The 16715-nt window shown below is 71.4% G+C and carries 10 protein-coding genes; 5 read left to right on the forward strand and 5 right to left on the reverse strand.

Features of this window, described 5'->3' with window-relative positions; translation table 11 throughout:
* Window positions 1–169: 169 nt before the first annotated feature.
* The 4 genes from O7628_RS01495 to O7628_RS01510 form a co-directional block, all read right to left on the reverse strand.
* Window positions 170–1585 (reverse strand): GH1 family beta-glucosidase, encoded by a 1416-nt coding sequence (locus tag O7628_RS01495; protein ID WP_278127767.1) that lies wholly within the window; start codon window positions 1583–1585, stop codon window positions 170–172.
* Window positions 1582–2421, reverse strand: a complete 840-nt coding sequence (locus O7628_RS01500) for a carbohydrate ABC transporter permease (RefSeq protein ID WP_278127769.1) — start codon at window positions 2419–2421, stop codon at window positions 1582–1584. Before O7628_RS01500 ends, O7628_RS01495 begins: the two co-directional genes overlap by 4 nt.
* A complete protein-coding gene (locus O7628_RS01505; RefSeq protein WP_278127770.1) occupies window positions 2414–3394 on the reverse strand; it encodes a sugar ABC transporter permease in 981 nt (326 codons plus the stop codon). The genes O7628_RS01500 and O7628_RS01505 overlap by 8 nt, the downstream gene beginning before the upstream one ends.
* Window positions 3395–3461: 67 nt before the next feature.
* Window positions 3462–4760, reverse strand: a complete 1299-nt coding sequence (locus O7628_RS01510) for a sugar ABC transporter substrate-binding protein (protein ID WP_278127772.1) — start codon at window positions 4758–4760, stop codon at window positions 3462–3464.
* A gap of 253 nt (window positions 4761–5013) precedes the next feature.
* Here O7628_RS01510 and O7628_RS01515 point away from each other — a divergent pair, with 253 nt between their 5' ends.
* The 3 genes from O7628_RS01515 (at window position 5014) to O7628_RS01525 (ending at window position 11043) form a co-directional block, all read left to right on the forward strand.
* Window positions 5014–6204 carry an ROK family transcriptional regulator gene (locus O7628_RS01515; protein WP_278127774.1) on the forward strand — a complete coding sequence of 397 codons (1191 nt, stop codon included), beginning with the start codon at window positions 5014–5016 and terminating at the stop codon, window positions 6202–6204.
* Between the two features lie 185 nt (window positions 6205–6389).
* Window positions 6390–8606 (forward strand): discoidin domain-containing protein, encoded by a 2217-nt coding sequence (locus tag O7628_RS01520; RefSeq protein ID WP_278127776.1) that lies wholly within the window; start codon window positions 6390–6392, stop codon window positions 8604–8606.
* A gap of 88 nt (window positions 8607–8694) precedes the next feature.
* The gene (locus tag O7628_RS01525) at window positions 8695–11043 is read left to right on the forward strand and encodes an AbfB domain-containing protein (RefSeq protein ID WP_278127778.1); all 2349 of its coding nucleotides are present in this window, start codon (window positions 8695–8697) and stop codon (window positions 11041–11043) included.
* Between the two features lie 97 nt (window positions 11044–11140).
* Here O7628_RS01525 and O7628_RS01530 read toward each other — a convergent pair whose 3' ends face one another.
* A complete protein-coding gene (locus O7628_RS01530) occupies window positions 11141–11347 on the reverse strand; it encodes a hypothetical protein (protein WP_278127780.1) in 207 nt (68 codons plus the stop codon).
* An 85-nt stretch (window positions 11348–11432) separates the two neighbouring features.
* Between O7628_RS01530 and O7628_RS01535 the strand changes: the two genes are divergently transcribed.
* Together O7628_RS01535 and O7628_RS01540 are read left to right on the forward strand one after the other, a co-directional pair.
* The gene (locus O7628_RS01535) at window positions 11433–14273 is read left to right on the forward strand and encodes a PQQ-dependent sugar dehydrogenase (RefSeq protein ID WP_278127782.1); all 2841 of its coding nucleotides are present in this window, start codon (window positions 11433–11435) and stop codon (window positions 14271–14273) included.
* Between the two features lie 64 nt (window positions 14274–14337).
* Window positions 14338–16458: a ThuA domain-containing protein gene (locus O7628_RS01540; protein ID WP_278127784.1), complete on the forward strand. Its 2121-nt coding sequence runs from the start codon at window positions 14338–14340 to the stop codon at window positions 16456–16458.
* Window positions 16459–16715 lie beyond the last annotated feature (257 nt).

The raw sequence follows: 16715 nt of genomic DNA on the forward strand, positions 1-16715 counted from the left end.
TGTGCTGGGCTAGCTGAGGGCCGCGGCGGCCCGACGGCGCCTACCCGGGGTCGCCGACCAGGGTCACCTTCGGGATCAACGGCTCAACCGGCACGCCGAGGGCCGTCGGGTCGGGCCCCTGGGCGTCACCCGGTGCGACACCCAGGGGTTCCCGGGCCCCGTCGGCCCGTCATCGGCGTACCGGGACCGCCCTCGCCGGTCCGGCGCGCTGCCGGTGTGCGCGGATCAGGTCGGCGTACCGCAGCCCGCTCGCCTTGACCGTGCGCCGTTGGGTGGGGTAGTCGACGTGCACCAGGCCGAACCGCTTGTCGTAGCCGTACGCCCACTCGAAGTTGTCGAGCAGCGACCAGACGAAGTAGCCGGCGAGGGGAACGCCCCGGCCGACGGCCGCCGCGCAGGCCGCCAGGTGCCGCTCCAGGTGTTCGGTGCGCTCCCGGTCCTCCACGGCGCCGTCGGCGGTGACGTGGTCCGGCCAGGCCGACCCGCTCTCGGTGACGACGATCCGGGACGGCGCGTACTCCTCGTGCACCGCGACCAGCAGCCGTTCCAGCCCGGCCGGATGGTTCTCCCAGCCCATCGCGGTCTCCACCGCCCCCGGCACCGGCACCTGCCGGGCGTACGGCGGGGGACCCTCGGGGTCGTCGACGACGACCTGCCGGAAGTAGTAGTTGACCCCGAGGAAGTCGGTCGGCGTGGCGATCACGGCGAGGTCGTCGCCGCGTACCGGCGGTTCCACCCGGTAGGTGGCCAGCATGTCGGCGGGGTAGCCGCGGCCGTGCAGCGGGTCCAGCCACCAGCGGTTGACGTGGCCGTCCATCCGGCGGGCGGCGGCGACGTCCGCCGGGTCGTCGGTGGCGGGCTCGCAGGGACTGAGGTTGAGCACCGCCCCGACGGAGGCCCGGCGGGCGGCGTTGGCGCGGACCGCCAGGGTGGCCAGGCCGTGGCCGAGCAGGGTGTGGTGGGAGGTGCGCACCGCGCGGGCGAGATCCCGCTCGCCCGGTGCCATCCGGCCCTCCAGGTGCCCGATCCAGGACACGCAGAGCGGCTCGTTGACGGTGGTCCAGTCGGCGACCCGGTCGCCGAGGCGGGCGGCGACGACCGCGGCGTAGTCGGCGAACGCCTCGGCGGTGGCCCGTTCCGGCCAGCCGCCCCGGTCCTGGAGGGCCTGCGGCAGGTCCCAGTGGTAGAGCGTGACGAGCGGCCGGATCCCGACCGCCAGCAACGCGTCGACCAGCCGGTCGTAGAAGTCCAGCCCGCTGGGGTTGACCGGGCCGACACCGGCGGGTAGCACCCGGGGCCAGGCCACCGAGAACCGGTACGCGTCGACGCCGAGGCCGCGTGCCAGCGACACGTCCTCCGGCCACCGGTGGTAGTGGTCGCAGGCGACGGTGCCATCGTCGCCGTTGTCGATGGCCCCGGGCACCTGGCAGAAGGTGTCCCAGATCGACGGTGCCCGGCCGTCGGCGGCGACGGCGCCCTCGATCTGGTAGGCGGCGGTGGCGACACCCCAGACGAAGTCGGCTGGCAGCGTGGACAGGTCGGGCACGTCGGGGTTCTCCTCGCGGGACACGGTGGCGGGACTCACTTGACCGCGCCGGCGGTGAGGCCGGCGACGAAGTAGCGCTGCAACGCCAGGAAGCCGGCGACGACGGGGATGCTGACCACCAGCGAGGCGGCCATCACCTGGTTCCAGTAGACGTTGAACTGGGTGGAGTAGCCCTGGAGGCCGACGGCCAGGGTCCGACTGCCCTCGTCGGTCATCACCGAGGCGAACAGCACCTCGCCCCAGGCGGTCATGAACGCGTACACGGTCACCGCGACCACTCCGGGCACTGCCGCCGGCAGCACCACCTGGAACAGCGTGCGGAGCGGGCCGGCGCCGTCGACCTGGGCGGCCTCGTCGAGTCCGCGCGGGATGGAGTCGAAGTAGCCGACCAGCATCCAGATCGAGAACGGCAGCGAGAAGGTGAGGTAGGTGAGGATCAGGCCGGTGCGGCTGGCGTACAACTGGATGCCGGTGGCGTTGCCCAGGTTGACGTAGATCAGGAACAGCGGCAGCAGGAACAGGATGCCGGGGAACATCTGGGTGGACAGGACGGTCACCGAGAAGAGGCCCCGGCCGCGGAACCGGTAGCGGCTGACCGCGAACGCCGCGAAGATCGCCACGGCCACCGACAGGACCGCCGCCACCGAGGAGACGACCAGGCTGTTGACCAGATAGCGGCCCAGCGGCACGGTCGACCACATGTCCACGAACGCGTCGACCGTGGGCCGGCGGGGCCACCAGGTGAACGCGTTCTGCACGTCCTGGAGCGGTTTGACCGCCGAACTGACCAGCACGTAGAGCGGGACGAGGACGAACAGCGTGAGCAGGGTCAACACGGTCCGGCGGGCCCAGCGCTCGGCGGTGGTCTCACGCATCGTTCCTCCGGCGGTTGGTGAGCAGCAGGTACCCGACGGTGACCAGGAGCAGGAACAGCAGCAGCGCCACCGACATCGCGGAGCCGGAGCCGAAGTCCCAGGTCTTGAAGGAGCTGCGGTAGATGTGGATGGAGACCAGGTCGGCCTGCTCCGGCGCGGAGCCGCCGAACAGCACGTACGGGGTGTTGAAGTCGTTGAAGGTCCACAGGAACAGCACCAGCAGCAGCACCAGGTTGACCGGACGCAGCATGGGCAGGGTCACCGAGCGCAACCGCCGCCAGAAGCCGGCGCCGTCCATCGCGGCGGCCTCGTACAGGTCGGCCGGGATGTTCTGGAGGCCGGCCATGACGCACAGGAAGGCGAACGGCCAGGACCGCCAGACCGACACGGTCAGCAACGCGACGAAGCTGTTGTCGCCGATCAGCCAGAACGGCCGGTCGCCGAGCAGCTGCAACTGGTCGACCAACACGTGGTTGACCAGGCCGTTGTCGCGCTGGAACAGGAAACTCCAGGTGATCACGGCGGTGTAGACCGGCAGGGCGTACGGGGTGAGGAAGAGCGCGCGCAGCAGGCCCCGGCCGCGGAACGGGCGTTGCAGCAGCACGGCGGCGGTGGTGCCGAGCACCCAGGAGAGGCCGACCGAGCAGACCGTGTAGAGCACGGTCACCTGGAAGGAGTGCAGCAGTTCGGCTCCGGCGGCGGAGTCGAAGTCGAGCACCATCCGGAAGTTCTCGGCGCCGACGAACGGGGCGGTGGACCAGTCGCGGATGTGGACCTGGGTCAGCTGGAGCAGGCTCATCCAGGCGCCGACGAGCATCGGCACGACGTGGATCGCCAGTTCCAGCACGACGGCCGGGGCGAGCAGCAGGTACGGCAGGAGTGACCGGCGGGGGCGGCGGGGGCGGTTCTCCGGCGTCCCGGCCCGGGGCGGCCCGTCCCGCCCGGTGGCGTCGTGGACGGTGGTGGTGGCCATCGTGGTCCTCTCGCTGGGGTGGCCGTGGCGGGGTCGGCGTCCCTGCCACGGCCACCGGTCCGGCGCGTCAGCGCATCTGCTGCTGGGCCTGGCTCAGCTTGTGTCGGACGCTCTCCTCGGTGACCGGCTTGCCGCTGGCCGCGTCGGCGAAGAGTTCCTTGATGGCGGTGCCGACGAGCGTCTCGAAGGTGCTCTCGTCGGGCACCTGGGGCAGCGGGGCCGCGGTGGTGGCGAGGGTCTCCTGGAGCACCTTCTGCTCGGGTGCGGCGAACGCCGGATCGCCGGCGGCGGTCGTGACCGGCGGCAGCGAGCCGTACGTCCTGTTGAGCGTCACCTGCTCGGCGTCGCTGGTCATGAACTTCACGAACTCCAGGGCGGCGTCGGGGTTCCTGGTGTGCTTGAACACGGCGATGTTGATCCCCGCGACCATGCTGTTGACCTTCCTGCCGCCGGCCGGCGGGGCGGCCAGGAACGGCACGGGGGCCACGCCGTACGCGTCGGCGGCCATGTTCTGGGACTTGAGGTTCGCCCCGACGGCCTGCCAGAGCAGCATCGCCGCCTTGCCGTTGGCGAAGTCGGACACCGACTGGTTCTGCGCGTACTCGGCGTTGCTCGGGTTGATGATCTTGTCGGTGGCCATCAGGTCGACGTACCGCTTGACCGCGGCGACGTTCTGCGCGGTGTCGAAGGTCGGCTTGCCGGCGGCGTCGAACCACTCGCCGCCGTGCTGCTGGCTGAAGGTGAAGGCGTGGTGCGCGTTCTCCGAGGGGTTGGCGCCCTCGACGGCGAGGCCCCACCGGCCGCCGCCGGTCAGCTTCCGGCCGACCTCGGCCACCTGTTCCCAGGTGGCCGGCGGGGTGGTGATGCCGGCGTCGGCGAACGCCTTCTTGTTGTAGTAGAGGGCGTAGGCGAGGCTGTAGAGCGGCACCGCCGCGGGCGGTTTGCCCGGGGCCCCGGCGGCGGCGAGCGCGGCCGGGACGAACCGCTCTTTGCCGCCGACCTTTGCCAGGGTGGCGTCGTCGAACTCGACCATCGCCCCGGTCGCCTGCAACGACGCCGACCAGGTGTTGCCGATGTTCACCACGTCCGGGCCCTGTCCGGAGGCGGCGGCGGCGAGCAGCCGGTTGAGCAGGTCCGACCAGGGCACCACCTCCACGGTGACCTTGATGCCGGTCTGCTGTTCGAACCGGTCCAACTCGGGCTGGAGGATCTGCTTGTCGGCTTCCAGGCTCGCCCCCTGGTTGCTGGCCCAGTAGGTGAGGGTCCTGGCGGATCCGCCGGACGGGTCGTCCGAGCCACCGCAGGCGGTGAGCGGGGCGGCAGCCAGGACGGCGGCGGTGAATATCGCGAGGCGACGTCTCGACACGATCGGCCCTTCCGGTTCTGGTGGTGGGGGTGTGTCGGTGCGGTGGCGTGCGCGAGGGCCCGGCAGCCGGAGATCCAGGGCCGTCGATCCGAAGGTTCGCGCACCGTGTCGTGGAAGTTACATCACGGCTTAATTAATGTCGTCATTAAAGTGGTTGTCCGCAGGGCCGTCAACCCCCGGGTCGTACAGTCGCCCCGGACGGCCCGGGGATCGAGGTGGCGGGGTGGAGTTGGCGCGAGCGACGAATCGGAGCGTGCGGCTGCGGAATCGGTCGGCGCTGCTGTCCAGGCTCTTCCTCGACGGCCCGCTGACCCGGCAGGACCTGATGCGCAGCACCGGTCTCAGCCAGCCCGCGATCAGCAACGTGGTCAGCGACCTCATCGGCGAGGGGCTCGTCGTCGAGGCCGGCGCGGCCGAGTCCGACGGCGGCCGTCCCAGCATGCTGCTGCGGGTCGCGCCCCGGTTCGCCTTCGTCATCGGGGTGGACGTCGGGGAGACCCTGATCCGGGTCGAACTGTTCGACTTCGCCATGACCCTGCTGGCCCGCGCCGGCTACCCGCTGGACCCGGCGCGCACCGAACCGGCGACGGTCGCCGGACATGTGCTGGCCGGCATCGACGCGGTCACCACCCAGGCCCGGGTGTCCCCCGCCGACGTGCTCGGCGTCGGGATCGGCGTGTCGGGCGTGGTGGAGCAGGGCGCCGAGGCGGTGGTGCACGCCCAGGCCCTCGGCTGGGACCGGGTGCCGCTGGAGCGGTTGATCCGGTCGGGCACCGACCTGCCGCTGCACATCGACAACGGCGCCAACACCCTCGGCCAGGCGGAGATGTGGTTCGGAGCCGGACGCGGCGCCCGGCACGCCGTGTTCGCCCTGGTCGGGTCCGGCGTCGGCGCAGCCCTGGTGACCAACGGGGCCTCCTACCGGGGAGCGTCCAGCAGCGCCGGCGAGTGGGGGCACACCACCCTGGCGTACGGCGGCCGGGCCTGCCGCTGCGGGGCCCGGGGCTGCCTGGAGGCGTACGTGGGCGCCGAGGCGATCATCGACCGCTACCGGGAGGCCCAGGGCGGCCGGGCGGTGCCCGGCGAGGACGAGGAGTCCCGGATCGCCGCCCTGGTCGAGGCGGCCGCCAGTTCGCCCACCGCCCGTCGGGTGCTGGACGAGACCGCCGGCTACCTCGGCGCCGGGGTCGCCAACCTGATCAACCTGTTCAATCCCGAGCGGGTGGTGCTGGGCGGCTGGGTGGCGATGGCGCTCGGCGGCCTGCTGCCCGAGGTCCGCGAGGCGGCCGGGCGGCAGGCGCTGCGCCAGCCGTACGAGCAGGCGTCGATCGAACTGTGCCGGCTCGGCGTGGACGCGGTCGCGCTCGGCGCCGCCACCCTGCCGGTGGCCCGGCTGCTCGCCACCGGAGGGCTGCGGCCGGCGGTCGATAACCACCATAAATAGCAAAGCGGGATAAATAAAACTGCTATAGATCGATGTCTTGACGCCCGCGCAACACGGCCGCAACACTCGGGAGAGAGCGCTCTCCGGTCGCGGGGCCGGCCCGGCGGCACCATCCCGGCACCCGTGGCCGCTCTCCTCAGCCCCGTCGCGCCCGGCGTCCGCACCCCCTACCGACAGGCGAAGCCATGACATCTCGTGTCACCCCCGCACGCCCGAGAACGGGCCGACGGCCCTGGCGGCGTACCGTCGTCGGCGTGGTCGTCGCGCTCGTCGCGGCCCTGACGCCGACCGCCCTGGCCCCGCCGGCGCACGCCGCGCCGGCGCTGTTGTCCCAGGGCCGCCCGGCCACCGCGTCGTCGACCGAGGGCGCCGGCTTCCCGGCGTCGGCGGCGGTCGACGGCAACACCGGCACCCGCTGGTCGAGTGCCTTCAGCGACCCCCAGTGGCTTCAGGTCGACCTCGGGGTCCAGGCCACCCTCAGCCAGGTCACCCTGGTCTGGGAGGCCGCGCACGCGCGGGCGTTCCAGATCCAGACCTCCGACAACGGCACCACCTGGACCACCGTCTGGAGCACCACCACCGGCACCGGTGGCACCCAGACGGTGCCCGTCACCGGCAGCGGCCGGTACGTCCGGATGTACGGCACCACCCGGGCCACCGGCTACGGCTACTCGCTGTGGGAGTTCCAGGTCTACGGCGAGAGCGGCGGAGTCGTCGACCCGGTCGAGCCCACCGACCCGCGCAACCCGAACTTCGGCCCGAACACCTTCGTCTTCGACCCGTCGACGCCGACGGCCACCATCCAGGGCCGGCTGAACACCCTCTTCTCCCAGCAGGAGACCAACCAGTTCGGCCCGCAGCGGTACGCCGTGCTGTTCAAGCCCGGCACCTACACCGCCGACGTCAACCTCGGCTTCTTCACCCAGGTCGCCGGGCTGGGCATGAGCCCCGACGACGTGAACCTGAACGGCCACGTCCGGGTCGAGGCGGGCTGGTTCGGCGGCAACGCGACACAGAACTTCTGGCGCGCCGCGGAGAACCTGTCGGTCACCCTGCCCGCCGGGGTGACCGTCGAACGCTGGGCGGTGTCGCAGGCCGCGCCGTACCGCCGGATGCACCTGCGCGGCGCGCAGAACCAGATTCAGCTCTGGAACGGCGGCGACGGCTGGTCCAGCGGCGGCCTGCTCGCCGACACCCGCATCGACGGGCTCGTCGTCTCCGGCTCCCAGCAGCAGTGGTACTCGCGCAACAGCGAGTTCGGCAACGGCTGGACCGGCTCGGTGTGGAACATGGTCTTCCAGGGCGTGACCGGCGCGCCCCCGCCGCACTTCCCGAACCCGTCGCACACCGTCATCGCGCAGACCCCGCAGATCCGCGAGAAGCCGTTCCTCTACGTCGACGGCACCGGCGAGTACCGGGTGTTCGTCCCGGCCCTGCGCACCAACTCCACCGGCACGAGCTGGTACGGCAAGACCCCGGCCGGCTCGTCCATCTCGCTGAGCCAGTTCTTCGTCGTCCGGCCGGGCACCAGCGCGGCCACCATCAACGCCGCGCTCGCCCAGGGCCGGCACCTGCTGTTCACCCCCGGCGTGCACCGCGTCACCGAGCCGATCAAGGTCAACCGCGCCGACACGGTGATCCTCGGGCTCGGCCTGGCCACCATCCAGACCGACAACGGCGCGGTCGGCATGCGGGTCGCCGACGTCGACGGGGTCAAGGTGGCCGGCATCATGTTCGAGGCCGGGCAGACCGCCTCGCCGGTGCTCATGGAGGTCGGTCCGCCCGGGTCGTCGGCCGACCACTCGGCCAACCCGATCTCGCTGCACGACGTCTTCTTCCGCATCGGCGGGCCGGGCGTCGGCCGGGCCACCACCACCCTGACCGTCAACAGCGACGACGTCATCGGCGACCACATGTGGCTGTGGCGCGCCGACCACGGCGACGGCGTCGGCTGGACGGTGAACACCGCCGACACCGGGCTGACCGTCAACGGCGACGACGTCACCATGTACGGCCTGTTCGTCGAGCACTACCAGAAGTACCAGACCGTCTGGAACGGCAACGGCGGCCGGACGTACTTCTACCAGAACGAGATGCCGTACGACCCACCCAACCAGGCCGCCTGGACGAACGGGGCGATCCGGGGCTACGCCGCGTACAAGGTGGCCGACTCGGTCACCAGCCACCAGGCGTGGGGGCTGGGCAGCTACTGCTACTTCAACGTCAACCCGGCGGTGGTCGCCGACCGGGCCATCGAGGCGCCGACGAACCCGAACGTCCGGTTCACCAACATGGTCACCGTCTCGCTCGGCGGGGTCGGCACCATCAACCGGGTCGTCAACAACAGCGGCGGCACCGCCTACACCGCCAACCAGGTGGTCTACCTGACCAACTACCCCTGACCGGCGCGGGGCGGGGGCCGGACGACGCCGGCCCCCGCCCCATGGGCCCACCCACCGCCCGCGCCGGCCCGCCCCCATCGGAGACGGCATGACACGACACGTCCGCGTCCGCAGCCTTCCCCTCCTGGCCGCCCTCGCCCTGTTGGCCGGATTGCTCGCGCCGGTGGCCACCGCGCACGCGGTGCCCGCCAAGACGCCCCCGCTGACCACCCCGTGGACCAGCCAGGCGCTCGCCGGCACCCCCCTGCCGGAGTACCCCCGACCGCAGATGACCCGCCCCGACTGGCTCAACCTCAACGGCGAGTGGCAGCTACGCCAGTCCGCCACCAACGACGCCCCGCAGTTCGGCGCCGACCTTCCCGAACGCGTCAACGTGCCGTTCCCGGTGGAGAGCGCCCTGTCCGGCGTGCAACGTGCCGCCGCCGACAACCGCCACTACCTGTTCTACCGGCGCACCTTCACCGTCCCGTCCCACTGGTCCGGCCGGCGGACGCTCCTGCACTTCGGCGCGGTCGACTGGCAGACCACCGTCTGGGTCAACGGCACCCGGGCCGGCCAGCACACCGGCGGCTACGACGGCTTCACCCTCGACGTCACGGCGCAGCTCAACGGCGGCACGAACGAGATCGTCGTCAAGGTGTGGGACCCCACCGACAGCCGACAGAACGGCAGCCTGCCCCCGATCGGCAAGCAGACCAAGACGCCGAGCGGCATCTTCTACACCCCGAGCTCCGGCATCTGGCAGACCGTCTGGCTCGAACCGGTGCCGACCGCGTCGATCAGCAGCGTGGACGTGTACCCGAACCTGGCCGACGACACCCTCCGGGTCCGGGTGTTCACCCGTGGCGACGTCACCGGGCACAGCGTCCTCGCCGAGGCGCTGACCGGGGCGACCGTGGTGGGGTCCGCCGTCGGTGGCTTCGCCGAGTTCAGCGTGCCCGTGCCGAACGCCCGACGCTGGTCCCCCGACGACCCGTTCCTCTACGACCTGCGGGTCACCCTGCGCGGTCCCGGCGGCGGCCAGGTGGACCGGACGACGCACTACTTCGGGATGCGGGAGATCACCACCGGCCTGGCCGGCGGCGTGCTGCGGCCGAAGCTCAACGGCCAGTTCGTGTTCCAGGTCGGCACGCTCGACCAGGGTTACTGGCCCGACGGCCTCCACACCGCGCCGACCGACGCCGCGCTCGCCTTCGACCTGCAAAAACACAAGGACCTCGGGTTCAACATGGTGCGCAAGCACATCAAGGTCGAACCGCAGCGGTGGTTCTACCACGCCGACCGGCTCGGCCTGCTGGTGTGGCAGGACCTCCCGTCGATGACCGCGCAGGACGTCAACGCCGACAACGCCCAGCAGGCCCAGTTCGAGGCCGAGGCGCGGGAGATCGTCGACGAGCACCGGAGCAGCCCCGCGGTGGTCGCCTACACGGTCTACAACGAGGGGTGGGGCGAGCGTGCGCTGGCCGACACCCGCCGCGTCGGGCAGAACGTGAAGAACCAGGACCCGACCCGGTTGGTGAACGTGCACAGCGGCCACAACTGCTGCCAGTCCCTGGGCGACCCCGGCAACGGCGACATCGACGACTGGCACGTCTATCTCGGCCCCGCCTCGCCGGCCCCGTCAGCCTCCCGGATCGCGGTGCTCGGTGAGTTCGGCGGCCTGGGGCTGCGGACACCGGGGCACGAGCACAGCCCGAGCGGCGGCTTCTTCGCGTACGAGTGGCTGCCGAACTCCACAGCGCTCACCGACCGGTACGTCGGCCTCGTGCAGGGCACCCGGAACCTGATGCTCGGCACCGGCCTCAGCGCCTCGGTCTACACCGAGATCACCGATGTCGAAGGCGAGCTGAACGGGTTCCTCACCTACGACCGTCGGGTCGTCAAGATGGACGAGGGCCGGGTCCGCGCGGCGAACCGGGGGCTGATCGACGCGTCCCGGTCGGTCGGGAGCAGCCAGCCGGTCGCCCTGCCGGTCGACACCCGGCGGTCGTTGCAGGTGACGACCCCGGGCTACACCGACCGGTACCTCCGGCACCGGGACAGCCTCGCCTACACCGAGATCGTCACCGCGGACAGCCCCGCGCTGCTCAAGAACGACGCCACGTACACGATCCGGCCCGGCCTGGCCGACCCGAGCTGCTACTCGTTCGAGTCCGTCAACTTCCCGGGTCAGTACCTGCGGCACGTCGAGTCCCGGGTCCGCAACTCCCCCGACGAAGGCTCCGCCCTGCTCCGCGCCGACGCGACCTGGTGCGCCCGGACCGGGCTCACCGGCAGCGGCGTGTCGCTGGAGTCGTACAACTTCCGGGGGTCGTTCCTGCGCCACTACGCCTCGGAGGTCTGGCTGAGCAACGGCGCCGGCGGGGCGGCGTACAACTCACCCGGGCTGTGGGCGGCGGACAGCACCTGGAACGTCGCCGGCCCCTGGGCTCCCTGACGGCCCCGCCCCGGGCCGGTGGGCGGCCGGCCCGGGGCGGCGCCCTGGCCAACGGCGCCGGCCCGGGGCCGGTTCCTGCGCCGGCGGGGTGGGCGGATCACCGATCGGCATCGCGGGTTGCCCGCTGGGTCGGGTTGCCGAAGACCGACGGCACGTCCAGGCCGCAACGGCGGGGCTTTTCGTGATTCAAGCGAAAGTTCGCCGCGACCGGGCAGAAGGTATGGACAGCGAGATCGAAGCAGCTTAATGTCTTCGCCAACACGAAAGTGTTTCGGCGAGGTGAACCGGCGGCGCGGTGATCCATCGACCCCCCTCCCCCGCTACGGCATCCGGCGCGACGGCGCGCGCCCCGCCCTGGCATTCGAACGTCAGGAAGGGACGGACAGACAGTGTCCACACACGACGGCGCGTTCGGCCGGCAAACGGCGTCGGTCAGCTCCGCACTACTACTGGTCGCCGCCGCCGGGCTGGTTGCCCTCGGCAGCCCGGCCCCCGCCCAGGCCCACACCATCACCCCCACCGACTTCCAGCAGGTCACCCTGGCCAAGGGGGTAGCCGAGGTCGGCGAGCCCATGACCATCGCGGTGCTGCCCGACCGGTCGGTGTTGCACACCGCCCGCAACGGCACGCTGCGGCGCACCGACGCGGCCGGCACCACCACCGTGGTCGGCACGATCCCCGTCTACACCCACGACGAGGAGGGCCTCCAGGGCGTCGGCGTGGACCCGAACTTCACCACCAACCGGCACGTCTACCTGTACTACGCCCCGCCGCTGTCCACCCCCGCCGGGGACGCCCCGGCCACCGGCACGGACTTCTCCGCCTGGCAGGGCGTCAACCGGCTGTCCCGGTTCACCCTCGACGCCAACTGGACGCTGAACACGTCCAGCCAGGTCAACATCCTGGACGTGCCAGCCGACCGGGGCATGTGCTGCCACGTCGGCGGGGACATCGACTTCGACGCGGCCGGGAACCTGTACCTGTCGACCGGCGACGACACCAACCCGTTCGACTCCGCCGGATACGCGCCGATCGACGAGCGGACCAACCGCAACCCCGCGTACGACGCGCAGCGCAGCGCGGCCAACAGCAACGACCTGCGCGGCAAGATCCTGCGGATCAAGGTGAACGCGGACGGAAGCTACTCCGTCCCGGCCGGGAACATGTTCGCCCCGGGCACCGCGCGGACCCGTCCGGAGATCTACGCGATGGGCTTCCGCAACCCGTTCCGGATGAGCGTGGACAAGGCCACCGGGGTCGTCTACGTCGGCGACTACGGCCCAGACGCCGGCACCACCGGCACGCGCGGCCCCAGTGGGCAGGTCGAGTTCAACCGGGTGACCGGGCCGGGCAACTACGGCTGGCCGTACTGCACCGGCGCCAACACCGCCACCGAGACGTACGCGGAGTGGGACTTCGCCGCCGGCACCGCGGGCGCCAAGTACAACTGCGCCGGTGGACCGACCAACAACTCGTTCCGCAACACCGGCCTGCCCACCCTGCCCGGGGCGCAACCGGCCTGGATCCGGTACGCCGGTGACGCCGGCAGCCCGCCGGAGTTCGGTGGCGGATCCGAGTCGCCGATGGCCGGGCCGGTCTACCGCTACAGCGCGTCGAACCCGTCCACCACGAAGTTCCCGCAGTCCTTCGACGGCCAGTTCTTCGCGACCGAGCTGGGCCGGGGCTGGATCAAGCCCATCCACGTCAACGCCGACGGCTCCCGGGGCGCCATCGACGCGTCGTTTCCCTGGAACGGCAGGCAGGTCATGGACTCCGCCTTCGGCCCGGACGGCGCGTTGTACGTCCTCGACTACGGCACCGGCTACTTCAACGGTGACGCCAACTCGGCGCTGTACCGGTACGACTACGTCGCCGGCGGCAACCGCGCGCCGACCGCCGTCGCCACCGCCGACAGGACCTCCGGGGCGGCCCCGCTGACGGTGAACTTCTCGTCGGCCGGATCGTCGGACCCGGAGGGCGGGGCGCTCACCTACTCGTGGGCCTTCGGTGACGGCACCACCTCCACGGCGGCCAACCCCAGCAAGACGTTCACCGCCAACGGCACCTACAACGTCACCCTGACCGTCCGGGACCCGCAGGGCGCGACCGGCACCGCCAGCGTGCAGATCGGCGTCGGCAACACCGCCCCGGCCGTCACCATCACCGGCCCGGCCAACGGCTCGCTCTTCTCCTACGGCGACACGGTGCCGTTCAGCATCACCGTCACCGACCCCGAGGACGGCACCATCGACTGCGCCAAGGTCAAGATGACCTACGTGCTCGGCCACGACCAGCACGGCCACCAGATCACCTCGAAGAACGGCTGCTCCGGCTCGATCACCATCCCGGTCGACGGCGAGCACGACGACGCGGCGAACATCTTCGCGGTCTTCGACGCCGAGTACACCGACGCCGGCGGGCTGACCACCCACCAGCAGCACACCCTCCAGCCGCGCAAGCGCCAGGCCGAGCACCTCAAGACCTCCTCGGGGGTGACCCTCTACGACAAGGCCCCGGCCGAGGGCGGCCGGACCGTCGGCAGCATCGACAACGGCGACTGGATCGCGTTCGAGCCGTACCGGCTCGACAAGGCCACCTCGTTCAGCGCCCGGGTCTCCTCCAACGGCGTCGGCGGCACCCTCCAGGTGCGGATGGGTTCGCCCACCGGCACCGTGCTGGGCCAGGCGGCCGTCCCGGTCACCGGCGGCTGGGAGACCTTCACCACCGTCACCGGCGCCATCTCCGGCGCGCCGGCCAGCACCGGCACGCTCTACCTCACCTTCGCCGGGGGCACCGGGGCGCTGTTCGACCTCGACACGTTCGCGTTCGTCACCAGCGGCACCACCCCGGGCACCGGGCCGATCGTCGGGCTCGGCGGCAAGTGCCTGGACGTGCGCAACGCGGCCACCGCCGACGGCACCCAGATCCAGATCTACACCTGCAACGGCACCGCCGCACAGACCTGGACGGTCACCCCGAACAGCACGGTCAAGGCACTGGGCAAATGCCTCGACGTCTCGGGCGGAGGCTCCGCCGACGGCACGAAGATCCAACTCTGGACGTGCAACGGCAGCGGCGCACAGAACTGGTCCGCCCAGGCCGACGGCACCCTGCGCAACCCACAGTCGGGCAAGTGCCTGGACGTCTCCAACAACAGCGCCACCGACGGCCAGGCCGTCCACCTCTGGACCTGCCTGGCCGCCGCCAACCAGAAGTGGACCCTGCCGTAACCCGCCTGCCGGGGCACCCGCGGGGCGCCCCGGCACCACCCTCCACCCCGTTCGGGAGAGTGACATGCGCAGACTCCTTCGACCCGTCCTCGGCGCGGTGACCGCCGCTGCCACGGTTCTTGCCTGCACGACGGCGGCGGCTCCGGCCAGTGCGGCCGATGCTCCGTACGACGTGCTGGTGTTCTCCAAGACCGCCGGGTTCCGGCACGACTCGATCGCCGTCGGCACCCAGGCGATCCGGGAACTCGGTGCGGCGAACGGTTTCACCGTGACCGCGACCGAGGACGCGTCCCGGTTCACCACCGCCAACCTGGCCCAGTACGAGGCGGTGGTCTTCCTCAACACCACCGGAGACGTCCTGGACGCCGCACAGCAGACGGCCTTCGAGTCGTACGTCAACGGCGGCGGAGGATACGTCGGCGTCCACTCCGCCGCCGACACCGAGTACGGCTGGTCGTACTACGGCAGCCTGGTGGGTGGCTACTTCGCCTCGCACCCGGCCATCCAGCAGGCGACCGTCCGCATCGAGAACCGGGCGCACCCGGCCACCGGGCACCTGCCGCAGACCTGGACCCGCACCGACGAGTGGTACAACTACCAGGCCAACCCGCGCGCGGGCGCCCGGGTCCTGGCCACCCTGGACGAATCGTCGTACTCGGGCGGCTCGATGGGCGGCGACCATCCGATTTCCTGGTGCAAGACGGTCAACTCCGGTCGGTCGTTCTACACCGGGCTGGGACACACCCAGGGGTCGTACTCGGAGGCGGCGTTCCGCAGCCACCTGCTCGGCGGCATCCGGTACGCGGCGGGTCGGGCGAAGGCCGACTGCCGTCCGGAGACCGGCTACACCAACCTCTACAACGGGTCCACCACCGGCTGGTCGCAGGCCGGTCCGGGCAGCTTCAGCAACGCCGACGCCACCCTCACCTCCGTCGGCGGCATGGGCCTGTACTGGTACAGCGCCAAGCAGTTCACCAACTACTCCCTGAAGCTGGACTGGCGGATGTCCGGCGACGACAACTCGGGCGTCTTCATCGGCTTCCCGCCGTCGACCGACCCCTGGTCGGCGGTGGACAACGGGTACGAGATCCAGATCGATGCCACCGACGCGGCCGACCGCACCACCGGCGCGGTCTACACCTTCCAGTCCGCCGACCTGGCCGCCCGGGACGCCGCCCTGAACCCGCCGGGAGAGTGGAACACCTACGAGCTGCTGGTCGAGGGGGAGCGCCTCCAGGTCTTCCTCAACGGGCGGAAGATCAACGACTTCACCAACACCGACCCGGCCCGCTCGCTCGCCGGTCACGTCGGGCTCCAGAACCACGGTACGGGCGACGACGTGTCGTTCCGCAACGTCCGGATCAAGGAGCTGGGCGGCACCCCGCCGCCGGACGGCGACACCACCGTGCAGGCCGAGGCGTTCAGCTCGGCCAACGGGGTCAGCGCGTTCACCAAGGCCGGGGCCAACGGCGGACAGACGCTCGGCTACGTCGACCCGGGCGACTGGGCCGCGTACCCGGGTCTCGACCTGGCCGGGGTCACCTCGTTGCGGGCGCGGGTGGTCTCCGGGGGATCGGGCGGCACCATCGGCATCCGGACCGGCTCGGCCACCGGCCCGCTGCTCGGTCAGGTGGCGGTGCCCAACACCGGAAGCTGGACCACGTACGCCGACGTCAGCACCACCCTGGCCGGGGTGCCCGCCGGTACGCAGACCGTGTACCTGACCTTCACCGGCTCCGGGACCGGCCTGTTCGACGTGGACGACTTCACCCTGGTCCGGGGCGGCGGCACCCCCGGCACCCCGGGCACCGGGCCGGTCGTCGGGCTCGGCGGCAAGTGCCTGGACGTGCGCAACGCGGCCACCGCCGACGGCACCCAGATCCAGATCTACACCTGCAACGGCACCGCCGCACAGACCTGGACGGTCACCCCGAACAGCACGGTCAAGGCACTGGGCAAATGCCTCGACGTCTCGGGCGGAGGCTCCGCCGACGGCACGAAGATCCAACTCTGGACGTGCAACGGCAGCGGCGCACAGAACTGGTCCGCCCAGGCCGACGGCACCCTGCGCAACCCACAGTCGGGCAAGTGCCTGGACGTCTCCAACAACAGCGCCACCGACGGCCAGGCCGTCCACCTCTGGACCTGCCTGGCCGCCGCCAACCAGAAGTGGACCCTGCCGTGACCCGGTAGGCGGGCAGCCCGTGCCCCCGCTGTCGGACCGGCAGCGGGGGCACGTCGGGTCTCCCGCATCGACGCTCTGCGCGCGCTCACCTGCTCCGCCCGCACTCCGTCCGCCGCGGGCTCCGACATGTCCTGTCCGGCACAACCCGGCGTCCGCATCCCGCACGGGCCCCAGGTCACCCTGGCCGCACTGCCCCCAGGTTGCCCCGGCCGCACGGCCAGGGCAACCACGATCGGCTACGCGACCACGGGACAGGT

The organism is Micromonospora sp. WMMD956 (assembly GCF_029626125.1).
Lineage (GTDB): Bacteria > Actinomycetota > Actinomycetes > Mycobacteriales > Micromonosporaceae > Micromonospora > Micromonospora carbonacea.